The sequence below is a fragment of the Streptomyces sp. WM6378 genome (genome assembly GCF_001279695.1).
Taxonomy (GTDB): Bacteria; Actinomycetota; Actinomycetes; order Streptomycetales; family Streptomycetaceae; genus Streptomyces.
On the sequence record NZ_LGDD01000328.1, the window covers coordinates 1 to 22,832 of the forward strand.

Consider the following 22,832-nt stretch of genomic DNA (forward strand, 5'->3'; position numbering starts at 1 on the left):
CATCCGCAGCAGCCAACGGGAGGTGATCTCCTGCATCTGCGGGACGGACTTGGTGGTGGTCGCCAAGTTCCGCGCGGCGGCTGTGCCGAGACTCTGCTGGGCGCGGTTCTCGGGACCTGCCTCGACCGACATGTGACTCCTTCTGAGCTCTTACGATCTTGAAGCTGGACTGCCCTGAGAACACTTCCAGCACGGAGAGTCCCCGCGCCATTACTCAAATGAGTGGGATTAGAACAACAGCGGCCGGGCAGCCGCCCCGAAGCGCTCGAACACGCCCCGCACGCCCCCCGCTTCGCACACCTCGAATACACCGGCCGATAACCGGCCCATTGGGCAACCTTTAATTTGCACACAAGATGCAAGTTATCTACGGTGGGTCTCATGCGGCTGACGAGATTCACCGACCTGGCGCTGCGGGTGCTGATGCGGCTCGCGGTCATCGAGAGCGCGGACGACCAGACCCCGCCCACCACGCGGGAGGTGTCGGACGCGATGCACATCCCGTACACGCACACCGCGAAGGTCGTCGCCCGCCTCCAGCACCTCGGGCTCGTCGAGGCACGGCGCGGCAGGGGCGGCGGACTCACGCTCACCCCGGCGGGCCGTCTCGCCTCCGTGGGCGGCCTGGTGCGCGAGCTCGAAGGGCCGGGCGACGTCGTGGAGTGCGAGGGGTCCACACCGTGCCCGCTCGCCGCGGCCTGCCGGCTGCGCCGGGCGCTGCACCGTGCGCAGGAGGCGTTCTACGACTCCCTCGACGAGGTCACGGTGGACGACCTCGTGGCCTCACCGACCGGCCCGCTGCTGATCGGCCTGACCGGTCGCTGACGATCCGTCAGCTACTCCCCACTTCTTCCGCACACCCTTAAATACGAATACTAAATGCTAATTTAAGGAGCCAGTAGATGCTGTCCGAGAAGTCGACCGCGACCGTACGCGCCACGCTCCCCGCCGTCGGTGCGGCCATCGGCACCATCACCGAGCGCTTCTACGAGCGGCTCTTCGCCGCCCACCCCGAGCTGCTGCGGGACCTGTTCAACCGCGGCAACCAGGCCGCCGGACTCCAGAAGCAGGCGCTCGCGGGCTCCATCGCCGCATTCGCGACGCACCTCGTGAACCACCCCGAGGACCGGCCGGACGTGCTGCTGAACCGCATCGCCCACAAGCACGCCTCGCTGGGCGTCACCGCGGACCAGTACGAGATCGTTCACCAGCACCTCTTCGCCGCGATCGCCGAGGTGCTCGGCGAGGCCGCGACGCCGGAGGCCGCCGAGGCCTGGGACGAGGTGTACTGGCTGATGGCGAACGCGCTGATCGCCATCGAGGCCCGCCTCTACGAGGAGCAGGGCGTGCTCGCCGGGGACGTCTGGCGGGAGTGGACGGTGGCGGGCCGCACCGAGGAGACCGCCGACTGCGCCACCTTCCGGCTGCACCCCGCCGACGGCGCGCCCGCCCCCGCCTTCCGGGCCGGCCAGTACGTCTCCGTCCAGGTCGAACTCTCCGACGGTGCCCGCCAGATACGCCAGTACAGCCTGACCTCGGCGCCGGGCGGCGAGCTCCGCTCGATCACCGTCAAGCGCGTCCAGGGCGACCCGGACGGCGAGGTTTCCGGCCACCTGCACGCCCGCGTCCGCGAGGGCGACCGGCTGCGCGTCTCGGCCCCGTACGGCGATCTCGTCCTCGACGCGGGTCCCCATGCGGGCGGGGCCCCGCTGCTGCTGGCCTCCGCGGGCATCGGCTGCACGCCGATGCTGTCGATGCTCGAACAGCTCGCGGCCACCGGGCACCGCGCCCCGGTGACCGTGGTGCACGCCGACCGCTCCCCCGCCGAGCACCCGCTGCGCGACGCCCACGCGGCGCTCACCGCCAAGCTCCCGGACGCGGCCGCCCACTTCTGGTACGAGACCCCGGAGCCGGGCCACCCGGCCGACCGCACGGGCCGGGTCGACCTGACGACACTGCCGGTGCCGTCGGGCACCCGCGCCTACCTCTGCGGCCCGCTCCCGTTCATGCGCGCGGTCCGCACCCAGCTGCTTGCCAAGGGGGTGGCGGCGGCCGACATCCACTACGAGGTGTTCGGCCCGGATCTGTGGCTGGCCCAGAACTGACGGGCTCGGCCCGGCGGGATGTCCGGATCAACTCGCTCAACAAACCGAACAGTTCACCCCATAGCGTCCAAATAGCACCTTCCTGGGGTGAGTTGGGGTAAAAGCGGTACGACACACATCCGTACCGCTCTGGAAGGAGGCGGCCATGGCCCCTCCCATGTCCGCAGACCAGTTCCTCGCCGCGCTGCGCGCCGAGGGCCTCGCCGTCGTCGAGGTCGACGGGTGGCGCACCCACAACCGGGCCGGTCACGGCGGCTGGGGCCCCATCAACGGCGTCGTGATCCACCACACCGCGACCAGCGGCGCCGACGCGACGGTCCGCATCTGCTACGACGGCTACGACGCCCTGCCGGGCCCGCTCTGCCACGGCGTGATCACCAAGGACGGCACCGTGCACCTCGTCGGCAACGGCCGCGCCAACCACGCGGGCGCGGGCGACGGCGACGTGCTGCGCGCCGCCATCGCCGAGAAACGGCTGCCGCCGCCGGTGAAGAACGACACCGACGGGAACACGCACTTCTACGGTTTCGAATGCGAGAACCTGGGCGACGGCGAGGACCCGTGGCCCGAGGCCCAGCTCGACGCCGTCGAGAAGGCGGCCGCGGCCGTGTGCCGCTTCTACGGCTGGACCGGGCGGTCCGTCATCGGCCACAAGGAGTGGCAGGTGGGCAAGGTGGACCCGCGCGGCTTCACGATGGACTGGCTGCGCGAGCGGGTCGGGGAGCGGCTGAAGTGACACGTGGGGCGTCGCGTGAGGCGCTGCCCGCGGTGACCACGTGACAATGGGGGCATGACCCCCGAAGCGCTCGCCCCCCGCCTCCCCTCCCCCCTGGAGGAGGCGCCGGACGAGCGCTTCGCGCGTCACGGCGTACGCCTGCTCCTGAAACGGGACGATCTGATCCACCCGGATCTGGTCGGCAACAAATGGCGCAAGCTGGTCCTGAACCTGCGGGCCGCCGCCGACCGCCCCGTCCTCACCTTCGGCGGCGCCTATTCCAACCACCTCCGCGCGACGGCCGCCGCCGGGCGGCTGCTCGGCTTCCCCACGATCGGCGTCGTACGGGGCGACGAACTGGCCGGCCGCCCGCTCAACCCGTCCCTCGCGCAGTGCGCGGCGGACGGCATGCGGCTGCACTTCGTGGACCGCTCGACGTACCGCCGCAAGTCCTCGCCGGACGTCCTCGCGGGCCTGTTGGAGCTGCTCTGCTCCGACGCGTACGTCGTGCCGGAGGGCGGCAGCAACTCCCTCGCGGTGCGCGGCTGTACGGCGCTCGGCGAGGAGCTGCGCGGGGCGGCGGACGTGGTGGGCGTGGCCTGCGGCACGGGCGGCACCCTGGCGGGCCTGGCGGCGGGCCTCGCCCCCGGGCAGCGGGCGCTGGGCGTGCCGGTCCTGAAGGGCGGCTTCCTGACCGAGGAGATACGCGCCCTCCAGCGGGCGGCGTTCGGCGAGGTGCGGGGGGCCTGGACCCTGGACGACCGCTTCCACTTCGGGGGCTACGCCCGCGTCCCCGCCGAACTGGACGCCTTCGCGCGGGACTTCGAGGGGCGGCACGGGGTGGGAGTGGAGCGGGTGTACGTGGCGAAGCTGCTGTACGCGCTGCTGAGGTTGACGGAGGAGGGGGCGTTTGCGCGGGGCGCGAAGGTGGCGGCGGTGATCACTGGCCGCCCTTGAATCCCCCCTGGGGCTCCGCCCCCGGACCCCCCTCCTCAAACGCCGGAGGGGCTGGATGTGCGGATGGTTTTTGGCTGCGGGCCGTGGGTGGCTGGTCGCGCAGTTCCCCGCGCCCCTGGCAGCATGCGGTACGGGCAACCCCAGCCCGTCATGGGGGTCCCCCCTGGCCCTTAAGGCCTTGGGGGAGTTTGAGGACGAGCGCCCTCAAGGCGCGAACGGGGTCTGGGGCGGAGCCCCAGGAAACCCGGCTTCCCCCCTTACCAACCCCCGGCGGGTCTCGGGAAAGGGCGGGGTGGGGGTCTCCGGGGCTTGGGGCGGAGACCCAGCACCCGCCCAGCCCTAACCCTCGCCCTCGCGGTACGCCGCCGCCTCCTCCAGATCCAGCCTCCGCAGCAGCGTCCGCATCATTTCGTCATCGATGCGCCGCTCGTCCCGCAGGGACACGAACACCTGCCGCTCCGCGTCGATCATCGCCCGGGACAGCCGCCGGTACGTGTCGTCCGCCGACTCCCCCGTCACCTCGTTCACCGCCCCGAGCCGCTCCCACACCGCGTTCCGCCGCCGTTCGAGGACTGTCCGCAGCCGGTCGGCCAGCGGTGGCGGCAACGCGTTGCGCGAGTCGGTGAGGAGCTCGTCGAGGCGGGCCTCGGCGGCCCGGGACGCCTCGCTCTGGGCCTGCGCCTCGGCCAGCGTCTCGGCCTGCGCGTCCCGTCCCGGGAGCCCCAGCAGCCGGATCAGCGGCGGCAGCGTGAGCCCCTGCACCACCAGCGTGCCGATCACCGTCGTGAACGTGAGGAACAGGACCAGGTTGCGGGCCGGGAAGGCCGAACCGTCCTCCATCGTCAGCGGGATCGAGAACGCGATGGCCAGCGAGACCACGCCCCGCATCCCCGCCCACCCCACGATCACCGGCGCCGTCCAGTCGACCTCCGGCTCGCGGCGCCGGATCCTCTCGGACAGCGCGCGCGGCAGGAACGTGGCCGGGAAGACCCAGACGAAGCGGGCCGCCACCACCAGGACGAACACCCCCACCGCGTACCAGATCGCCTCGCCGACCCCGTACTCCCCAAGTCCCTTGAGCACCACCGGCATCTGGAGTCCGATCAGCGCGAACACCGCCGATTCGAGGACGAAGGCGACCATCTTCCAGACCGCCTCCTCCTGGAGCCGCGTCGCGAAGTCCACCTGCCAGGAGTGGTGGCCGAGATAGAGGGCCACGACCACGACCGCCAGTACGCCCGACGCCCCCACCTGCTCCGCCGCCGCGTACGCCACGAACGGGATGAGCAGCGACAACGTGTTCTGGAGCAGCGCCTCGTGGAGATGGCGGCGCAGCCAGTGGATCGGCAGCATCAGGACGAGCCCCACCCCGATCCCGCCGATCGACGCGAGCGCGAACTCCTTGAGCCCGCCGCCCCAGGTCGCCCCGGCCCCGACGGCCGCCGCGAGCGCCACCTTGTACGCGGTGATCGCGGTCGCGTCGTTCACCAAGGACTCGCCCTGGAGGATGGTGGTGATCCGGCTCGGCAGCCGCAGCCGGCGTGCGATGGCGGTGGCCGCGACCGCGTCCGGCGGCGCGATCACCGCGCCGAGCACGAGCCCCGCGGTCAGCGGGAGATCGGGCACGAGCAGATACGCGAGGTAGCCGACCACCACCGTCGCGAACAGCGTGTAACCGACCGAAAGCAGCGCCACCGGCCGGAGGTTGGCGCGCAGATCGAGGTACGAGCTCTCCAGCGCGGCCGTGTGCAGCAGCGGCGGCAGCACCAGTGGCAGCACGACGTGCGGGTCGAGGGTGTAGTCGGGGACGCCGGGCACGTACGCCCCGATCAGCCCCACCGCCACCAGGAGCAGCGGCGCCGGCACCGGCGTCCTGCGGGCGGCTCCCGCGACCGCCGCGCTCGCCGCGATCAGCGCCACCAGCGGCAATGCATCCATCAGAACCGTCCGTCCCCACTCACCCGCGCCGCGTTCTCCGTCGTAACCTGGCCATCATGAGCGAGTGCCCGCACGTTGCAGAACTGCCGCGCCCCGAGCCGGCCCCGCTGAGCGACACCTGCCCGGAGTGTCTGAAGGACGGCACGCACCCCGTGCAACTGCGCCTGTGTCTGGTCTGCGGGCACGTGGGGTGCTGCGACTCCTCGCCGCACCAGCACGCGACGGGTCACTTCAAGGAGACCGGGCACGCGGTGATGCGGACCTTCGAGCCCGGCGAGAGCTGGCGCTGGTGTTTCGTGGACGGCCTGCTGGTGTGAGAGTGGCACCCCAAGCGCTTCGTCCAGAGCGTGAGGAAAGGTTCGAAGCCCTCGACGCCTGGGTACGTCAACCCGGGCTCGGTTCACAGCAATTGGGCACTGCAAACCTCTAGCCACTGTCCGTACTCATAGGCTTACCATGAGTGACAGCCGCCGGGAGAGCTTCCGGCGACAGGGCACCATGGATCGCGATAGCGTCGCCAGTCCAGGTACGGACCCCGTACCCACGGCCCCGGGACCTCCCCTCTCCCCGGGCCTCGATAGAGCTTGTGCCACCTTGGAGGTGAGGGTGTCCCAGATCGCAGGCGAGCCCGGGAATCAGGACTTCGTGGAAGTCCGGCTGCCGGCTGCGGGTGCCTACCTGTCGGTGCTGCGTACGGCCACGGCCGGACTCGCGGCACGTTTGGACTTCACCCTCGACGAGATCGAGGACCTGCGCATCGCGGTCGACGAGGCCTGCGCGATCCTGCTCCAGCAGGCCGTTCCAGGTTCCGTACTGAGCTGCGTGTTCCGCCTCGTCGACGACTCGCTGGAGGTCACCGTCTCGGCGCCGACCACCGACGGGCGGGCCCCGGAGCGCGACACCTTCGCGTGGACGGTGCTCTCCGCCCTGGCCGGCAAGGTCGACTCCTCGGTGGCCGAGGACCGTACGGTCTCCATCAGCCTGTACAAACAGCGCGGCGCGGGACCCGGACCGGCGTGAGCGGGGAGGGTCCGGTGCGGGACGACAAGCGCATCCCCGAAGCGGTGCGCTCCGCGGGCATCCCGGAGCAGCAGGCCCGGCCGCACCCGGTGGACAGCCCTGTGGATGGCCCAGATGGCGTTTTGTACGCGGCGGAGCAGGCAGAGCGGGCGACCCTTATGAGCGAGCACATCGAGCACAGGCAGCACGATCCACACGATCGCAGCGGGGCGCGGGCGATGTTCATCGAGCTGCGCAAGCTGCCCGACGGATCCCCGGAGAAGTCCGAGCTGCGCAATCAGCTGGTACGGATGCACCTGCCGCTGGTCGAGCACCTGGCGCGGCGCTTCCGCAACCGGGGCGAGCCCCTCGACGACCTGACCCAGGTCGCCACGATCGGTCTGATCAAATCGGTGGACCGGTTCGACCCCGAGCGGGGCGTGGAGTTCTCGACGTACGCGACGCCCACCGTCGTCGGCGAGATCAAGCGGCACTTCCGCGACAAGGGCTGGGCGGTGCGGGTGCCGCGCCGGCTCCAGGAGCTGCGGCTCGCGCTCACCACGGCGACGGCGGAGCTGTCCCAGCAGCACGGCCGCTCGCCGACGGTGCACGAACTGGCCGAGCGGCTCGGCATTTCGGAGGAGGAGGTCCTGGAGGGCCTGGAGTCGGCCAACGCCTATTCCACACTGTCCCTCGACGTGCCGGACACCGACGACGAGTCGCCGGCGGTGGCGGACACCCTGGGTGCGGAGGACGAGGCGCTCGAAGGCGTCGAGTACCGCGAGTCCCTCAAGCCGCTCCTTGAGGACCTGCCGCCGCGGGAGAAGCGGATCCTGCTGCTTCGGTTCTTCGGCAACATGACCCAGTCGCAGATCGCGCAGGAGGTCGGCATCTCGCAGATGCACGTCTCGCGCCTGCTGGCCCGCACGCTGGCCCAGCTCCGCGAGAAGCTGCTCGTCGAGGAGTAGGCCGGGTCCGGGGGCGCGCCTCCGGACCCCTCTCGTTACGCGTCCCGCATCGGCCCGCGGATTCCGAGCGCCTTGGTCGTGGCCGGGTTCACCAGGAGTACGAGGCCGGTGACGGCCACCGCGGCGAGGGCTATGCCCGCCGGGATCCACGGGGCGCCGTCGGAGTTCAGGAACATCCAGGCGACCGGCAGCGCCATGATCTGGGTGATCATCGCGGGGCCCCGGCTCCAGCTGCGGCGGCGCAGCAGGCCGCGGGCGGCGATCAGCGGGATCAGGCCGAGGACGACCAGGGTCAGGCCGCCCGTCTCGGCCTGGGTGGGCCGGTCGGGCTTGCCGGTCAGGCCCATCACGAGCATGTAGAGGCCACCGGCGACCAGGGCGAGGCCTTCCAGCGCGGACAGCGCCGCCGCGGCGGTCAGCCGGCCGGGGCGCGGTTCGGCGGGGGCTTCGGGGGTCTGCTCAGTACTCACCCGGCCAGGGTAGCCCGCGTACGGGGCCCGGCCCGGGCCTGGGCGGTCCGGCCCAAGTACACCCCGATACCACCCGGTAGGTAGTCTGGCGCCCATGCGTGCACTTCTCGTGGTCAATCCGGCGGCTACCACCACCAGTGCGCGCACGCGTGACGTCCTCATCCATGCCCTCGCCAGCGAGATGAAGCTGGAGGCCGTGACCACGGAGTACCGCGGCCATGCCAAGGACCTCGGGCGGCGGGCGGCCGAGAGCAACGACATCGATCTCGTGGTGGCGCTCGGCGGCGACGGCACGGTCAACGAGGTCGTGAACGGTCTGCTGCACAACGGGCCGAGCCCCGAGCTCCCCGAATTCGCCGTGGTTCCCGGCGGTTCGACGAATGTGTTCGCGCGGGCGCTCGGCCTGCCCAATGACGCCGTGGAGTCGACCGGTGTCATTCTCGACGCGCTGCGCGAGAACCGGCACCGCACCGTGAGCCTGGGTCTCGCCTCCGGGGTCCCGGGCAGCGTGGACGAAGGCGTTCCTGAACGCTGGTTCACTTTCTGTGCCGGGTTCGGATTCGACGCGGGTGTGGTCGGCCGGGTCGAACAGCAGCGGGAGCGCGGAAAGCGCTCGACGCACGCGCTCTATTTGCGCCAGGTGGCGCGCCAGTTCTTCGGCGAGCCCCATCGCAGACACGGCCAGATCACGCTGGAGCAGCCCGGCGCCGAGCCCGTCGAGGACCTCGTCCTGTCCATAGTCTGCAACACCTCCCCCTACACCTACCTGGGCAATCGTCCGCTGTACTCGTCCCCCGAGGCCTCCTTCGAGGCGGGCCTTGACGTGCTCGCGCTCACCAAGATGACCGCGCCCTCGGCGACCCGTTACGCGACCCAGCTGCTCACTTCGACCCCTGACCGGGGTCCGCACGGCAAGCACGCCGTATCACTGCACGACCTGACGGACTTCACCTTGCATTCCAAGGCCCCGCTCCCCTTCCAGATGGACGGCGACCACCTGGGCCTGCGTACCAGCGTCGCGTTCACAGGCGTACGCCGTGCACTGCGTGTGATTGTGTGAGTGGAAGGGCCCAAAGTCCTTTCACTCGAACGTTTAGGCTGGCATCCACCCCATGGAAGTACGACTGTGACCCAGTCGACACCGAGGAATCCAAAAAAACTTTCCTGAAGGGGTTGTATCCGCCGCCGAGGTTTGCGAATCTCTACATGGCGATCGGGACGGCCCGCAACACCGGCCTCCACTGAAAGCCAGAACCCCTCCTCAAACCAGGACCACCACCAGTCCAACTGGAAGATGGCCCTTCCCTTGTTGAGGGATTCGTGAAAGCGTTCACATTCACAAGCACCCCCCCTGCACGTAACACCAAGAGAGGTAGCAGCCATGGACTGGCGTCACAACGCCGTTTGTCGTGAGGAAGACCCCGAGCTGTTCTTCCCCATCGGCAACACCGGTCCTGCGCTGCTGCAGATCGAGGAAGCCAAGGCCGTCTGCCGCCGCTGCCCCGTCATGGAGCAGTGCCTGCAGTGGGCGCTTGAGTCCGGCCAGGACTCCGGCGTCTGGGGTGGCCTCAGCGAGGACGAGCGCCGCGCGATGAAGCGCCGTGCCGCTCGCAACCGGGCGCGCAACGCGACCGCCTGAGCCCCCACCTTCTGCCTTAGCACCGCGCGGCGCGTACAGAGCGTACGCACTCACCGCCCCCCGAGCCGCAGCGCGCAGCAGTAACCCACAGCATTCGAGCCCCGAACCGTGACTCACGGTTCGGGGCTCGCTGCTGTTGTGTGCGCCGCCGGGCGCGAAGCACCCGCTACTTCTCGGGGCCCACCGGGATGTCGAGCACGACCTTCGTACCGCGCTCGGGCGCCGGCACCATGTCGAAGCCGCCGCCCAACTCGCCCTCCACCAGGGTCCGTACGATCTGCAGGCCCAGGTTTCCGGTGCGCTGCGGGTCGAAGCCCTCGGGCAGGCCCCGGCCGTCGTCCCGCACCGTGATCAGCAGCCGGGCGTCCTCGCGGGTGCCGCCGCGCAGTGCCGCGACCTCCACCGAACCCTGCTCCCCCGGCGCGAACGCGTGCTCAAGCGCGTTCTGCAGCACCTCGGTCAGGACCATGGACAGCGGGGTGGCGACCTCGGCGTCGAGGATCCCGAAGCGGCCGGTGCGGCGGCAGTTGACCTTGCCGGGCGAGATCTCGGCGACCATGGCGAGCACCCGGTCGGCGATCTCGTCGAACTCGACCCGCTCGTCCAGGTTCTGGGACAGCGTCTCGTGCACGATCGCGATCGAACCGACGCGCCTGACCGCCTCGTTGAGCGCCTCGCGGCCCTGGTCGGAGTCCATCCGGCGGGCCTGGAGCCTGAGCAGCGCCGCGACCGTCTGGAGATTGTTCTTCACCCGGTGGTGGATCTCCCGGATGGTGGCGTCCTTGGTGATCAACTCCCGCTCGCGGCGGCGCAGTTCGGTCACGTCGCGCAGGAGCACCAGCGAGCCGATGCGCGTGCCCTTCGGCTTGAGCGGGATGGCGCGGAGCTGGATCACCCCGTCGTTGCCCTCGACTTCGGCCTCCCTCGGCGCGTACCCGCTGGCGAGCTTGGCGAGGGACTCGTCCACCGGGCCGCGCGGCGGCGCGAGGTCGGCGGTCAGCTGGCCCAGGTGCTGGCCGACGAGGTCGGACGCGAGCCCGAGCCGGTGGTAGGCGGAGAGTGCGTTGGGCGAGGCGTACTGGACGATGCCGTCCGCGTCGAGCCTGATCAGGCCGTCACCCGCGCGCGGCGAGGCGTCCATGTCGACCTGCTGACCGGGGAAGGGAAAGGACCCGGCGGCAATCATCTGGGCGAGGTCGGACGCGGACTGGAGGTAGGTGAGTTCGAGCCGCGAGGGTGTACGCACAGTGAGCAGGTTCGTGTTCCGGGCGATCACGCCCAGGACGCGCCCTTCGCGGCGTACGGGAATGGACTCGACGCGGACCGGGACCTCCTCGCGCCACTCCGGGTCGCCCTCGCGCACGATGCGGCCCTCGTCAAGGGCGGCGTCGAGCAGCGGGCGCCGGCCGCGCGGCACCAGGTGGCCGACCATGTCGTCCTGGTAGGAGGTGGGGCCGGTGTTGGGCCGCATCTGCGCGACCGACACGTAGCGCGTGCCGTCCAGGGTGGGGACCCAGAGCACCAGGTCGGCGAAGGACAGGTCGGAGAGCAGCTGCCACTCCGAGACCAGCAGATGGAGCCACTCGAGGTCGGACTCACTCAGAGCGGTGTGCTGGCGTACGAGGTCGTTCATGGAGGGCACGCTGTTGAGCGTACCCGCGGGCACCGACAGAGAATGACTGCGGGCCGCGGCGCCTGGACGGGACCCTCAGCCCGCCCGGGCACCGCAGCCCGGTTGCCGGCCGACGGGTGTGCGGTCCCCCTCGGCCTTCAATGGAGGTCACGGCGCGGTCAGGGCAGAGAGCGCCGGGGCCTCGGTTCCGCCCGCCTGTGCGGGGTGGGCGGAAGTCTCGGTGTGTTCATTGTGGACTAGACCATTCTGCCATGTCCATCCATCTGCACGGCACAATCTTCCCCGTCCGCAAGGCGACCGCAACCCTCAACGGCCGTCCGGGGGCCAGGCCAGCATGGCCGCCTCGGCGACGGCTTCGAGCTCGGCGCGGGTGGCGCCGTCGCGGGCCTGCTGGGACATGCCCTGGAAGACGGCGCCGCTGAGGCGGGCGAGCGTGCCGGCATCGGCGCTCTTGGGGAGGTGGCCGGCCGCGATGTCCGCGGCGATCCGGCTCTCGATGGCGGCGAGGCTGGCGTTGCGCCGATCGCGCAACGTGGTGCTGACGCACTCGCTGGTGCAGTTGGCCGCAGCGCTGATCACCAGGCAGCCGTAGGGATGCGCCGGGTCGGTGAACTCGGACGCGGCCTCGCGCAGCAGCCGGGCGACCGCGGCCCGTGCGGTCGGCTCCTCGGCGAGCGCCCGCGTCGCGAAGGCGCCATGGGTCGCCCCGTACGTGCGCAGGACCTCCTCGAAGAGGGCCCGCTTGTCGCCGAAGGCGGCGTAGAGGCTGGGCGCGCCGATGCCCATGACCCGGGTCAGATCGGCGACGGAGGTGACCTCGTAGCCGTGGCGCCAGAACTCCATCGTGGCCTGCTCAAGTGCCTTGTCCCGGTCGAAGGAGCGGGGGCGGCCGCGCTGTTTCGTCGCCATGGCGTCGAGTCTACAGGGGTTTCTGTAGCGGCCATTAGAGAATGTGTTACGTTCTTTCCGTAGCGACCGCTACAGAAATCTTCGGGGTGGAAGGGGCGCGGCCATGGGCACGCTCGACGGGAAGACGGCGCTGGTCACGGGCGGCAGCAGGGGCATCGGGCGGGGCATCGCCGAGCGGCTCGGCCGGGACGGGGCGCGGGTCGCCGTGCACTACGGCGCGAACGAGACGGCGGCCAAGGAGACGGTCGCGGCCATCGAGGCGGCGGGCGGCTCGGCGTTCACCGTCGGCCAGGAACTGGGGGTTCCGGGGGATGCGGCCGCCCTCTGGGAAGCCTTCGACCGGCAGGCCGACGGGCTCGACATCCTGGTGAACAACGCGGGGATCGGCTACCCCATACCGTTCGGCGAGGTCTCCGAGGAGGCGTACGACCGGTTCTTCGCCGTCAACGCCAAGGCGCCGTTCTTCGTGACCCAGCTCGGTCTGAGCTGGCTGCGCGACGGCGGGCGCGTCGTCAACATCTCCAGCGGGCTCGCGCGTGCGGCCGTGATGCCCGAGACACTCACGTACGCCATGACCAAGGGCGCGCTCGACGTGTTCACACGGAACCTGTCCAAGGTGCTCGGGCCGCGCGGGATCACGGTCAACTCGGTGGCACCCGGGGTCATCGACACGGACATCAACGCGAGCTGGCTGCGCGCCAGCGACGAGGCCCGGGCCGCGACGGCGGCGAGCTCGCCGCTCGGCCGGGTCGGCGAGCCCTCCGACATCGCGGACGTGGTGGCGTTCCTGGCGTCCGACGACGGCCGCTGGATCACGGGCCAGTGGCTGGACGCCACGGGCGGCGCGCTCCAGTAGGGCCCAGCGCGTCTCGGTCACCTCGGCCAGGGCCCTCGGAGGATCGGGTCCTGGCCGAGGCGACCGAGACGCCGCTCGCTCGAAGAGAAATGCGGCCGCGTCATGTTCCATGCCGCCGAATGGCCGTCTCCGTATGCGTTCCGGCAACCCGTCCGGTCGACGATGGGAGCAGGCGCGACCGCCAGCCGACGGGCCATCGCTCTGCTAGATTGGTCTATACCACGCCCGTTGTAGTTTCACGTCTCCAGATCGGCAGGCCCACGTGGAAGTTGTCATCGTCCCGGACGCCAAGGCAGGCGGCGAGCTCATCGCGGAGTCGATCGCCGCCCTGTGGCGCCGCAAGCCCGACGCCCTGCTCGGCGTGGCCACCGGCTCGACCCCGATCCCGATCTACGACGCGCTGACCGCGAAGGTCGCCGCCGGTGACGTGGACGTCTCGCAGGCCCGCGTGTGCCAGCTCGACGAGTACGTCGGCCTGCCCGCCGGGCACCCCGAGTCCTACCGGGCCACCGTCATCCGCCAGGTCGTCGAGCCGCTCGGGCTCGGCCCGGACTCCTTCATCGGCCCGGACGGTTCCGCCGAGGACGTGCAGGCCGCGTGCGAGGCCTACGACCTGGCGCTGGCCTCGGCCGGCGGCGTGGACCTGCAGATCCTGGGCATCGGCACCGACGGGCACATCGGCTTCAACGAGCCCTGCTCCTCGCTCGCCTCGCGCACCCGGATCAAGACGCTCACCGAGCAGACCCGGGTCGACAACGCGCGCTTCTTCGGCGACGACATCGACCAGGTGCCGCACCATGTGATCACCCAGGGCATCGGCACCATCCTGGAGGCCCGCCACCTGGTGCTGCTCGCCACCGGTGAGGGCAAGGCCGAGGCGGTCGCGCAGACCGTCGAGGGTCCGGTCGCCGCGGTCGTGCCGGCCTCGGCGCTCCAGCTCCACCAGCACGCGACGGTCGTCGTGGACGAGGCGGCCGCGTCCAAGCTGAAGCTGGCCCCGTACTTCCGGCACACCTTCACCAACAAGCCGGTGTGGCAGGGGCTCTAGCTCCACGAAGGGGCGGGGTCTGCTCAAGCGCGGGCCAGCGCCTGAAGGGGCGCGGGGAACTGCGCGGCCGGCCGACCACGGCCCGAGGCCGGACCGCACAGCCACGGGAGCGCACGCGAAAGTGCCGGGCACCTCGGCGAAAGGGTGCCCGGCGCTTTCGTATGCGCAAGCCCTACGCGTCCGCCAGGACCGGGAAGCGGATCCGGGTGCTGCACAGAGACACGACCAGCGCCGAGACGGCCACCGCCCCCATCCCCCACACCAAGCTCGTGCCGTTCGCGATGAAGCCGATCACCGCGGGCCCGGCCAGCAGGCCCGTCGTGCCCATGGCGGCGACCAGCGCCAGCGCGTCCGAACCCTGGCGGGCGGCCGCCACGTACACGCACGGGGTCACCGCCGCGATGCCGAGTCCGACGCAGGCGAACCCGAGCAGCGCCGGGACCACCCCTCCGGCGAGGAGGGCGACGGCCAGGCCCACGCCCGCCAGCGCACTGCCGACCCGGACGACGCGTTCGTCGCCCCACTTGGTGCGCCAGCCGTCGGCGAAGAGGCGGGCAAGCACCATCATCACCGAGACGACGGCGATGCCCAGCGGAGCGAGTTCGGCCGCCGCGCCCGCGCTGTCCTTCAGGTAGAGCGCCGACCAGTCGTTCATGGCGCCCTCGGTCACGGTGCCGAACGCCATCGCGAGGCCCATCCAGATCGTCACGCGGGTGGGGAGGGTCAGCCCACGGGCCTTCTTTCCGGTGGGCTCCACCGGCTCCGCCGCTTTCTGATCCTCCGTCAGCAATCCCGCGCGCGCCGCGAGGACCAGTACCACCAGCAGCACCGTCGCCGTGCCGAAGTGGGCCGGGAGGGCCGAGGACAGCGAGGTGACGCCGGATGCGAGCAGCGCCGCGAACAGCGAACCCGCGCTGAACGTCGCGTGCATCCTGGCCATCGTGGTCCGCTGGTACTTGACCTCAAGGGCGGCCGCCTGCGCGTTCATCGCGACGTTCAGACAGCCGACCGCGACCCCGTCGAAGAACACGATGAGCAGCGTGACCGGATAGTCCGGCGTGACCGACAGGGCAAGCAGGACCACGCCCAGGCCCAGCGCCGAGAGGACGGCGAGGCGCCGCGAGCCGAGCCTCTTCGTCAGGATCGCCACGAGCGGGAAGGAGACCGCCGCGCCCGCCCCGCAAACCATCAGGAGCAAGCCGAGTTCCGCCTCGGACAGGTCGAGCCTCGTCTTCAGTGCGGGAATCCGCGAGACCCAGGTGGCGTACTGGAAGCCGAGGCAGCAGAACAGCGCCGCGATCGCCACTTGTGATCGACGGTATTCATCGGAAGCGCGAAACATGCGCAATTCAGCCTACTTCCATGGACATGTACACCGCGTTCGTGCCGTAGCTCGCCGGCAGTTCGACCTCCGGGTGGGCCCGGTAGCCCAGCTGTGCCCATAGGACGTGGGCGCCCCGGACCGCCACCATGGAGATCCGCTCGTACCCCAACTCCCTCGCGGTGGACAGGAGATGGGTGAGGAGTCGGGGGCCGAGACCCCGGCCGCGCAGGTGCTCGGCTATGACGAGGTCGTGAGCGTGCAGGTTGCGGGAGGGGTGATCCGCATCCTCCGCGCGGCTGAGGTCGGGACTGGCGAAGGGCGGGTAGGGCAGGGCTAGGAGGTAGCCGCCGACGTGCCCCGCGTGCTCCAGGACGAAGCAAGTGCCGGACGAATGGCGGGACTTGAGGGCTTCGCGGCCTTCCGACAGGCCGTCCTGCTCGTAGGCGCCCGCTTCCAGGGCCACGATCGTGTCCCAGTCACGCTCGGCCAGCGGGCGGATGCGGACGTCGGTGTCCAGCAGCGGGTCGGTGTCCAACAGGGGCATCTACTTCGAACCTCCGATGCAGGTGTACGGCAGCGGGTCGAAGCCGTTGAAGCCCTGGGTCGTGTAGCCGACGGCGTACGCGCCGCAGGAGTGGACCCAGACCGGGTCGCCGGACGCCGCGCCCTCAGGGACCTGGACGAGTCCGGCCTCGTAGTCGTACGCGTCGTCGCTGTCGCAGGTGGGGCCCGCGATCACGGCCGGAACGTACCGGCCGCCCGCGTGGCCGGGGAACTCCAGGCGGTACTGCAGCTCGTCCATCTCGTAGAGGCCGTTGAACTTTCCGCAGCTCAGGTACAGCCAGTGCTGCCGCTCGCCGTCGCGCTGACGCCGGGCCGAGAGCCGGGACACGCGGGCCCGGATGGCGCCGTGGTCGGCGACCAGGTGACGGCCGGGCTCCATCAGGAACTCAAGGGGTGACGCCGACTGCTCACCGAGCCGCTGCATGCCTTCGCGCAGGACGGCGAAGATCTTGTCCAGTGGGGGGTCGAGCGGGCGGCCGTGCTTGTCGAGGCATCCGAGCGCGGGCAGGCCGCCGCCGAGATTGACCGTGTCGAGCAGGATGCCCCGTTCGTTCAGGACCGCCACCAGGTCCGCGAGCTCGTCGAGCGCGCTCTGCCAGGCCTCGGACGTCATCTGCTGCGAGCCGACGTGCACGGACAGACCCGACGGAGTCAGGCCCGCGGCCCGCGCCGCCTCCAGGACACGTACGGCGTCGTCGGCCGAGCAGCCGAACTTCTGGCTGAGGCCCCACAGCGCGCCGTCCCCGCTGGTGGCGAGGCGGCAGAACACCCGGGCCCCCGGGGCGAGTCGGGCGATCGCGGCGACGTCTTCGACGCTGTCGGTGGCGAAGTCGCGGATGCCCATGCGGTAGGCGTCGGCGATGTTCTCGTCCGACTTGATCGTGTTGCCGTAGTGGATCCGGTCGAGCGGCACGCCGGTCCTGATGGCCTGCTCGATCTCGCGGGGGCTCGCCGCGTCGAAGCCGGCGCCCCGGCGGGCGAGGCAGTCGAGCACCTCGTCCACCGGGCACGCCTTCATGGCGAACCGGACCTGGATACCCGGCAGTTCGCTGATCAGCTTCGCGTACTGGGCCGCGATTCCGTCGAGGTCGAAGAAGATCCGGTCGTCGGTGGCGTCGGCCAGCGCGGCCCGGATGGCCGTGCCCTCACGCATCGTCGACACCCCGGACCGGAGCCTCGGCTCTGCTCGCCGCCACCAGCGGACCCCACGCCTCGATGAGCAGGGCGAAGTCCTCGATGTCGGCCTGCGCCTCGTCGAGCAGGCGCTCCCGCAGCGGCACCAGATGGTCGGCGAACTCGGCGTACTTTCCGCCCAGTTGGCGATAGCAGCGGTCAATCACGGCCAGCCTGCGGACGTTCTCCGCCCGGTCCGCGCCCGCGCTGCTCGCGGCGAGTTCGGCGATCGTGGCGGCGCGTACGTGGTGCCGCTCGTCGAGCAGGGCTCCGCGCGCCTCCTCCATCGCCGTATAGACCGGGTAGAGGTAGAGCATCGACAGGAGGAACTTGGTGAACCGCAACTGGTAGGCGGTAAAGCCGGGGCCGGTCCGCCGCTCGGGGGTGTAGTAGTTCACGATGTTCCGGTTGTGCACCACGCCGGGCAGTGTCGCGTCGCGCACCAGGTGCAGCAGGAAGTAGTCGCTGCCTATGGTGCTTGTCGCGGGCGGCAGCGGCACGCGCTCGTACACTTCGCGGTCGAGGCCGATGTTGCACATGTCGACCCGCCAGATGTCGGGGGCGCCAAGCGTCGACTCGTCGTGGGTGAACGGGTCGGTGCCCGCCCCGACGAACGAATCCTCGACGAGCTCGCGCCGCTTGTCGGGCGGGGTGCCGGCCTCGGCCCACAGGCCGACCACCTCGTAGTAGATCCCGGGGTCGAGGTCGCGCATCTCGCCGATGTCCACCGACAGCTCGCCCACGAACGAACTGCCCACCATCGCGACCGGCTTGTGGATGTCCGCCGGGTCGAGCCGGGTCCGCGTGACATCGGGAACGGCGTCCACGGCCCGCTTCCCGAGCGAGAGCAGTTCGTGGTGGATGGGGAAGACGGGCTCGCCGTCCAGGATCTGGTAGCTGCTGTCGGAGTCCCTGCGGTGCACGGAGTCGCAGCCGAGCGAGCTCGCGATGAGGAACGCCCGGTTGGTGCAGGCGCCGTACGACACGTCGGCCGGCAGCATGAGGTCGAGCATCAGGTCGGGCTTGGCCGGCGCGGCCCGGGCGATGACCCGCTGGAGGAAGTCCCGCTGCCGCGCCTCGTCGAGGTGGTGCACGAGGACCTTCTCGACCGGCGCCAACTCCCGTACCGCGCGGGCGTGTTCGGCGCGGGCCGGCTCGTCCGAGGAGTCCAGGATCAGCAGCCGCACCTCGACGTCGAAGTGTTCGGCGGCGTACGCGGCCTCCTCGTGCACCGCCGCGATGGTGTCCGCGCAGGCCCGGTTGGTGGGCAGCGTCAGGCAGATGCGTCGCACGCGGGCTCCTCGGTCGGCGTCGCGGACCCGGTGGTGCCCCAGGATTCGAGGCCCAGCAACTTGGCGCCCAGGTCGGTGAGTTCGGCGGTCGGGTACCTGAGGGACTCGTGCCTGCGGGCATCGCCGACCAGCGTCTTGTTCCAGTCCGGGGTGCTGAGGCTGCGCCAGGATTCGACGCGGGACTTCCGCACCTCGTGGTCCGACTCCAGGGCGGGCATCATCGAGAGGTACTGGACCGCGCGGACACCGTTGTCGGAGGTGTTGCGGGCCACGCCGTGCGCGAGCAGCCCGTTCCAGATCAGCAGGTCACCGGCCTTCAGTTCGGGCCGGACGACGGGGAATTCGGCGCGGTCGGTGTTCGGCCTGATCGGGTCACGGCCGGCGGGCTGGGCGACCTTCCACTCCTCGAAGCGGCGGAACAGTTCGGGCGAGCACTGGAAGCCGCCGTGGTCGTCCTGGGTGTCGTTGAGCGCGATGATCCCCTGGACGCGCTGCGGCAGCACGCCGAGCGTGGTGTCGACGTCCCAGTGCAGCTCGATGTCGAAGCCCTTGTCGGTGGGTTCGATGTGCGCGCGGTCACGGTCCTTGATGTTGGGCGGGTTCAGGTTGAGCCGGTCGAGGGTGACCCAGAGCTCCTCGCAGTCCCACACGTCGGCGAACGCGTCGTAGACCCGCTGGGTCTGCCGGCTGTCCCAGAGCAGCTGGTGGTGGTACGCCTCGACGAAGCCGTAGACGTGCAGGTGTTGTTCGAGCTCGGAGGCGAAGTCGCGGTCCTCCGCGTACCAGGTCTCCGGCCGCTCGGGGTCCAGGCCCTGGAAGTCCCAGGTGAAATCGAGGAGGCGCTTGGCGGCCGCGGCCGGGATCGCCTCCTTCACTATGACGTAGCCGTACGTCTGCCAGAACGCGAAGTCGTCCTCGGAAAGGACGCGCAGCGGGCGCGACTTCTCGATGTCCCGCAGCGGGGTGCGGGCCAGGTAGGTCTCGCCGCCGTCGGAGCTGAAATAGGGGATGCCGGAGGCGGCTCGGTAGAGATATCGGTCGGGTGCCGACATGCGATCACTCCAGGGTGCAGATGGCTAGGTGGCTGAGCGGATCCCCTGGGCACAGGGACATGGCCCGGGCGCGGGCGTCCTGTTGGGCGGGGATCGAAGGGTGCGGCGGCCGGAGCGGTGCGCGCGGCCGGCCCGGTGAGATCACGGTCGGCGGCGAAGCGCTGCGGCTGATGGGTTCGGCATACGGTCGTGCTCGCGTCCGGCGTGCACCTTGCGGCCGTCCGGGGCCGGGGATGTGCGGTGTGCCGGGCGATGCGGGGCCCTCGGCGTGGTCCTTGCGCCGACCGGTTCCCAGTCGGGCATTGCTAGGGCAAACAGGCGCGTGGCAACCGGACTTGGCAAGCTCGGCGCGTCCTCGCGCCGGCCGGTCACCCGGTGGAGAACGTACGTCTCCACGAAGACAGGGCCGGGGTTGCCACCTCCTTGCGCTCGGTGCCGCTCATGGGACGGGGGCACCTACACCGATCTTGCGTACCTCCAAGGTGGACTAGACCAACTTCCGGTGTCAAGCCCCAAGTTGGGGCGGTAGCGAGACCCAAAACGGACGGGTTCACGCACCGGACACGGGGAGGACACGTACTGTCAAGTAGACGCCCCCACAGCCGAGTTGACGGGTCCTCAAGGGAAGGACCGGAACGCTCCGCTCCGGCGGACCGTACAAGTTGGCCCTCGCGGACACCGAAAGTCGGCCCCATCGTACATGTGGCCTCGGGCGTGCCCGCACATGCAAACGTGGCGGGTGACGGTCCGCCGACCGTCACCCGCCACGTGGTTCGTTGGCGGTATCAGACCCCCGCGATGGCCTCCGCCGCGGCCCGCCCGCACACCCGGGCCGCGCCGTGCGTGGCGACGTGCAGCGCGCCGCGCGGGGTCGCCCGCGGCACGCCCATCTCGACCACGACCGTGTCCGGACGGGCCGCGAGGAGGGCGTCCAGGGCGGCCGCCATCCAGGGGTGGCGGTGTTCGTCGCGTACGACCGCGACGATGCGCCGCTCGCCCGCGGCCGCCAGCACATCGGCGGCGGCGCTGTCCGTGCCGTAGGTGCCGCTCTCGGTGCCGGGCAGCAGGGCGGCGAGCTCGCCGCCGATGCTCCAGGGGGTCTCGCTGCTCACCGCGATGTTCATGACGGGGGTGAACGTGGCCACATACGGGGCCGCGGTCAGCGGGCGCCAGGACGGCGAGGCGGTGATCCGGGCGGCCCGGCGCGCGGCCACCAGTCCGATGTCGCTGCCGGTGCCGGGCGCGGTCCCCTCCTGCACCGCCGCGCCCGGCGCCGCCACATCCCCCCTGGCCCGCCCGGTCCACGCCGCCAGCGCACGTACCCGCGCGGCGGCGTCGGCCAGGCGTTCCTCGGCGAGGTCGCCGTCCCGTACCGCCTTGACCAGCGCGTCGCGCAGCCGCAGTACGGTGCCCTCGTCGGCCAGGCCGCCGCCGACGCACAGGGCGTCGGCGCCCGCCGCGATCGCGAGGACGGAGCCTCGCTCGATGCCGACCGTCCCGGCGATGGCCTGCATCTCCACCGCGTCCGAGACGATCAGCCCGTCGTAGCCGAGCTCCTCGCGCAGCAGTCCGGTGAGGATGCGCGGGCTGAGCGTGGCGGGACGTGCGGGGTCGAGCGCGGGAAGAAGGATATGCGCACTCATGACCGACTTGGAACCCGCCGCGATCGCGGCGCGGAAAGGCACCAGCTCACGGGCGTGCAACGTGTCGAGGTCCACATCGATGCGGGGCATCGCGTGGTGCGAGTCGACATTGGTGTCGCCGTGGCCGGGGAAGTGCTTGGTGCAGGCGGCGACCCCGGCGGCCTGGAGGCCCTCGATGTAGGCGGCGGTGTGCCGGGCCACCAGGTCGGTCTCGGCCCCGAAGGCCCGTACGCCGATGATCGGGTTGTCCGGGTTGGAGTTCACGTCGGCGGACGGCGCCCAATTGAGGTTGACGCCGCACTCGGCGAGCCGGCGGCCCAGCTCGCGGGCGACCTCGCGGGTCAGGTCCACGTCGTCGACCGCGCCGAGCGCGAGGTTGCCGGGGAAGGACGAGCCGGTGCGGACCTCGATGCGGGTGACGTCACCGCCCTCCTCGTCGATGGCCACCAGGAGGTCGTCCCGCTCGGCCCTCAACTGAGCGGTGAGAGCCGCCACTTGGGGCGCGGAGACGATGTTGCGGCCGAAAAGGCCGACGGAGGCGAGGCCTTCACCGATGCGGCGAAGGAGCCAGTCCGGCGCGCTGGTGCCGGTGAACCCGGGCTGGAGGACGGCGAGGGCGTCGCGGGTCAGCGTGTCGGAACCCGTGGTCATAGTCGTCATGGGGCGGGGTTATCCCTTCACTGCGCCGGCCGTCAGACCCGCGGCCATCTTGCGCTGGACGAGGAGGAAGAGAATCACGATGGGAACGGCCATCATGGTCGATCCGGCCATCATCGGGGCGTACTCGGTGCCGTGCTGGGTGGTGAAGTTGGACAGCCACACCGTGGCCGTCTGGTGGTTCTGGCTCATCAGCATGAGGGCGTAGAGGTACTCGTTCCACGCCTGGATGAAACCGTAGACCGAGGTCGCCACCATGCCGGGCGCGAGCAGCGGGAAGACCACGCGGATGAAGGCGCCGGTGCGGCTGCAGCCGTCGACCATGGCCGCCTCCTCCAGCTCCTTGGGCACGTTGACGATGAATCCGCGCAGCGTCCACACCGTGAAGGGAAGGATGAAGGTCAGGTACGTGATGATCAGGCCCGAGAGCTTGTCGTACTGACCGAGGTCGTTGAGCAGCAGGAAGACCGGGATGATCATGGCGACCAGCGGCACCATCTGGACCGCGAGGATGCCCACGATGACGATCTTGCGGCCGCGGAAGGCGAACCGGGAGATGGCCAGGGCCGCGAGCAGGCCGACCGCGATGCCGATGACGACCACGACGACCGAGACGGTCAGGGAGCGGCCGATCGAACCCCAGAAGTCGCCGATCTGGAGCGCCCGCTTGAAGTTGTCGAGCGTGAAGTTCGTCGGGAACAGGTGCGGATCGGGGTCGATCGCGTCCTTGGCCGGCTTGAACGCGGTGTTCAGCATCCAGTAGACCGGGAAGCCCGCGGTGACGAAGACGAGCAGGCCGAGCAGGTTCCAGCCGAGCTTGGTCTTCTTGCGGGTGGGGCGGGCCGGCGCAACGGTTGAGGCAGCCATCGTTACTCCCCTGTTTTCGTTCG

At 70.6% G+C, this 22,832-nt stretch carries 22 protein-coding genes; 11 read left to right on the forward strand and 11 right to left on the reverse strand.

From position 1 onward, the window contains the following. Positions 1 to 381 precede the first annotated feature (381 nt). The 4 genes from ADK54_RS35085 (at position 382) to ADK54_RS35100 (ending at position 3,777) form a co-directional block, all read left to right on the forward strand. Positions 382 to 825 carry an RrF2 family transcriptional regulator gene (locus ADK54_RS35085; protein WP_053729841.1) on the forward strand — a complete coding sequence of 148 codons (444 nt, stop codon included), beginning with the start codon at positions 382 to 384 and terminating at the stop codon, positions 823 to 825. A 77-nt stretch (positions 826 to 902) separates the two neighbouring features. Then, entirely contained in the window at positions 903 to 2,105 is a 1,203-nt protein-coding gene (locus ADK54_RS35090; protein WP_053729842.1) for a globin domain-containing protein, read from the forward strand. A gap of 145 nt (positions 2,106 to 2,250) precedes the next feature. Continuing rightward, the gene (locus tag ADK54_RS35095; protein ID WP_053729843.1) at positions 2,251 to 2,841 is read left to right on the forward strand and encodes an N-acetylmuramoyl-L-alanine amidase; all 591 of its coding nucleotides are present in this window, start codon (positions 2,251 to 2,253) and stop codon (positions 2,839 to 2,841) included. A 54-nt stretch (positions 2,842 to 2,895) separates the two neighbouring features. Then, complete coding sequence (locus tag ADK54_RS35100) at positions 2,896 to 3,777, forward strand: 1-aminocyclopropane-1-carboxylate deaminase/D-cysteine desulfhydrase (RefSeq protein WP_053729844.1); 882 nt, start codon at positions 2,896 to 2,898, stop codon at positions 3,775 to 3,777. 339 nt (positions 3,778 to 4,116) lie between these two features. Here ADK54_RS35100 and ADK54_RS35105 read toward each other — a convergent pair whose 3' ends face one another. After that, positions 4,117 to 5,715 carry a Na+/H+ antiporter gene (locus ADK54_RS35105; protein WP_053729845.1) on the reverse strand — a complete coding sequence of 533 codons (1,599 nt, stop codon included), beginning with the start codon at positions 5,713 to 5,715 and terminating at the stop codon, positions 4,117 to 4,119. Between the two features lie 56 nt (positions 5,716 to 5,771). On the opposite strand from ADK54_RS35105, the gene ADK54_RS35110 reads away from it, so the two are divergent. The 3 genes from ADK54_RS35110 (at position 5,772) to ADK54_RS35120 (ending at position 7,682) form a co-directional block, all read left to right on the forward strand. After that, positions 5,772 to 6,032, forward strand: a complete 261-nt coding sequence (locus ADK54_RS35110) for a UBP-type zinc finger domain-containing protein (RefSeq protein ID WP_053729846.1) — start codon at positions 5,772 to 5,774, stop codon at positions 6,030 to 6,032. A 289-nt stretch (positions 6,033 to 6,321) separates the two neighbouring features. After that, complete coding sequence (locus ADK54_RS35115) at positions 6,322 to 6,735, forward strand: anti-sigma regulatory factor (RefSeq protein ID WP_053729847.1); 414 nt, start codon at positions 6,322 to 6,324, stop codon at positions 6,733 to 6,735. 14 nt (positions 6,736 to 6,749) lie between these two features. Then, a complete protein-coding gene (locus tag ADK54_RS35120) occupies positions 6,750 to 7,682 on the forward strand; it encodes an RNA polymerase sigma factor SigF (protein ID WP_053729848.1) in 933 nt (310 codons plus the stop codon). 35 nt (positions 7,683 to 7,717) lie between these two features. On the opposite strand, the gene ADK54_RS35125 is transcribed toward ADK54_RS35120, so the two are convergent. Next, positions 7,718 to 8,152, reverse strand: a complete 435-nt coding sequence (locus ADK54_RS35125; RefSeq protein WP_053729849.1) for a hypothetical protein — start codon at positions 8,150 to 8,152, stop codon at positions 7,718 to 7,720. Between the two features lie 94 nt (positions 8,153 to 8,246). Here ADK54_RS35125 and ADK54_RS35130 point away from each other — a divergent pair, with 94 nt between their 5' ends. Together ADK54_RS35130 and ADK54_RS35135 are read left to right on the forward strand one after the other, a co-directional pair. Further along, complete coding sequence (locus ADK54_RS35130; RefSeq protein WP_053729850.1) at positions 8,247 to 9,212, forward strand: diacylglycerol/lipid kinase family protein; 966 nt, start codon at positions 8,247 to 8,249, stop codon at positions 9,210 to 9,212. Between the two features lie 321 nt (positions 9,213 to 9,533). Further along, positions 9,534 to 9,791 carry a WhiB family transcriptional regulator gene (locus ADK54_RS35135; RefSeq protein ID WP_004937597.1) on the forward strand — a complete coding sequence of 86 codons (258 nt, stop codon included), beginning with the start codon at positions 9,534 to 9,536 and terminating at the stop codon, positions 9,789 to 9,791. Positions 9,792 to 9,957: 166 nt separating this feature from the next. Here the strand turns inward: ADK54_RS35135 and ADK54_RS35140 are convergent, their stop codons facing one another. Both ADK54_RS35140 and ADK54_RS35145 read right to left on the reverse strand, forming a co-directional pair. Next, a complete protein-coding gene (locus tag ADK54_RS35140) occupies positions 9,958 to 11,424 on the reverse strand; it encodes a sensor histidine kinase (RefSeq protein WP_053729851.1) in 1,467 nt (488 codons plus the stop codon). 306 nt (positions 11,425 to 11,730) lie between these two features. Further along, positions 11,731 to 12,333, reverse strand: a complete 603-nt coding sequence (locus tag ADK54_RS35145) for a TetR/AcrR family transcriptional regulator (RefSeq protein ID WP_053729852.1) — start codon at positions 12,331 to 12,333, stop codon at positions 11,731 to 11,733. Between the two features lie 103 nt (positions 12,334 to 12,436). Between ADK54_RS35145 and ADK54_RS35150 the strand changes: the two genes are divergently transcribed. Both ADK54_RS35150 and nagB read left to right on the forward strand, forming a co-directional pair. Then, a complete protein-coding gene (locus ADK54_RS35150; RefSeq protein WP_053729853.1) occupies positions 12,437 to 13,189 on the forward strand; it encodes an SDR family oxidoreductase in 753 nt (250 codons plus the stop codon). 262 nt (positions 13,190 to 13,451) lie between these two features. Beyond that, positions 13,452 to 14,237: a glucosamine-6-phosphate deaminase gene (nagB, locus tag ADK54_RS35155; protein WP_053729854.1), complete on the forward strand. Its 786-nt coding sequence runs from the start codon at positions 13,452 to 13,454 to the stop codon at positions 14,235 to 14,237. Positions 14,238 to 14,409: 172 nt separating this feature from the next. On the opposite strand, the gene ADK54_RS35160 is transcribed toward nagB, so the two are convergent. The 7 genes from ADK54_RS35160 to ADK54_RS35190 all read right to left on the reverse strand — a co-directional run bounded on the left by ADK54_RS35160 (position 14,410) and on the right by ADK54_RS35190 (position 22,809). Continuing rightward, positions 14,410 to 15,579 carry an MFS transporter gene (locus ADK54_RS35160; protein ID WP_053730035.1) on the reverse strand — a complete coding sequence of 390 codons (1,170 nt, stop codon included), beginning with the start codon at positions 15,577 to 15,579 and terminating at the stop codon, positions 14,410 to 14,412. A 7-nt stretch (positions 15,580 to 15,586) separates the two neighbouring features. Then, positions 15,587 to 16,105, reverse strand: coding sequence for a GNAT family N-acetyltransferase (locus ADK54_RS35165; RefSeq protein WP_053729855.1), 519 nt, complete (start codon positions 16,103 to 16,105; stop codon positions 15,587 to 15,589). Further along, positions 16,106 to 17,278 carry a type III PLP-dependent enzyme gene (locus tag ADK54_RS35170; RefSeq protein WP_053729856.1) on the reverse strand — a complete coding sequence of 391 codons (1,173 nt, stop codon included), beginning with the start codon at positions 17,276 to 17,278 and terminating at the stop codon, positions 16,106 to 16,108. Continuing rightward, complete coding sequence (locus tag ADK54_RS35175) at positions 17,271 to 18,590, reverse strand: DUF6271 family protein (RefSeq protein WP_053729857.1); 1,320 nt, start codon at positions 18,588 to 18,590, stop codon at positions 17,271 to 17,273. The genes ADK54_RS35170 and ADK54_RS35175 overlap by 8 nt, the downstream gene beginning before the upstream one ends. Further along, positions 18,572 to 19,642, reverse strand: coding sequence for a phytanoyl-CoA dioxygenase family protein (locus ADK54_RS35180; protein WP_053729858.1), 1,071 nt, complete (start codon positions 19,640 to 19,642; stop codon positions 18,572 to 18,574). The genes ADK54_RS35175 and ADK54_RS35180 overlap by 19 nt, the downstream gene beginning before the upstream one ends. Positions 19,643 to 20,427: 785 nt before the next feature. Then, on the reverse strand, positions 20,428 to 21,945 hold the full coding sequence (locus ADK54_RS35185; RefSeq protein ID WP_053729859.1) for a glycoside hydrolase family 3 protein: 1,518 nt from the start codon (positions 21,943 to 21,945) through the stop codon (positions 20,428 to 20,430). 9 nt (positions 21,946 to 21,954) lie between these two features. After that, a complete protein-coding gene (locus ADK54_RS35190; RefSeq protein WP_053729860.1) occupies positions 21,955 to 22,809 on the reverse strand; it encodes a carbohydrate ABC transporter permease in 855 nt (284 codons plus the stop codon). Between the last annotated feature and the right edge of the window lie 23 nt (positions 22,810 to 22,832).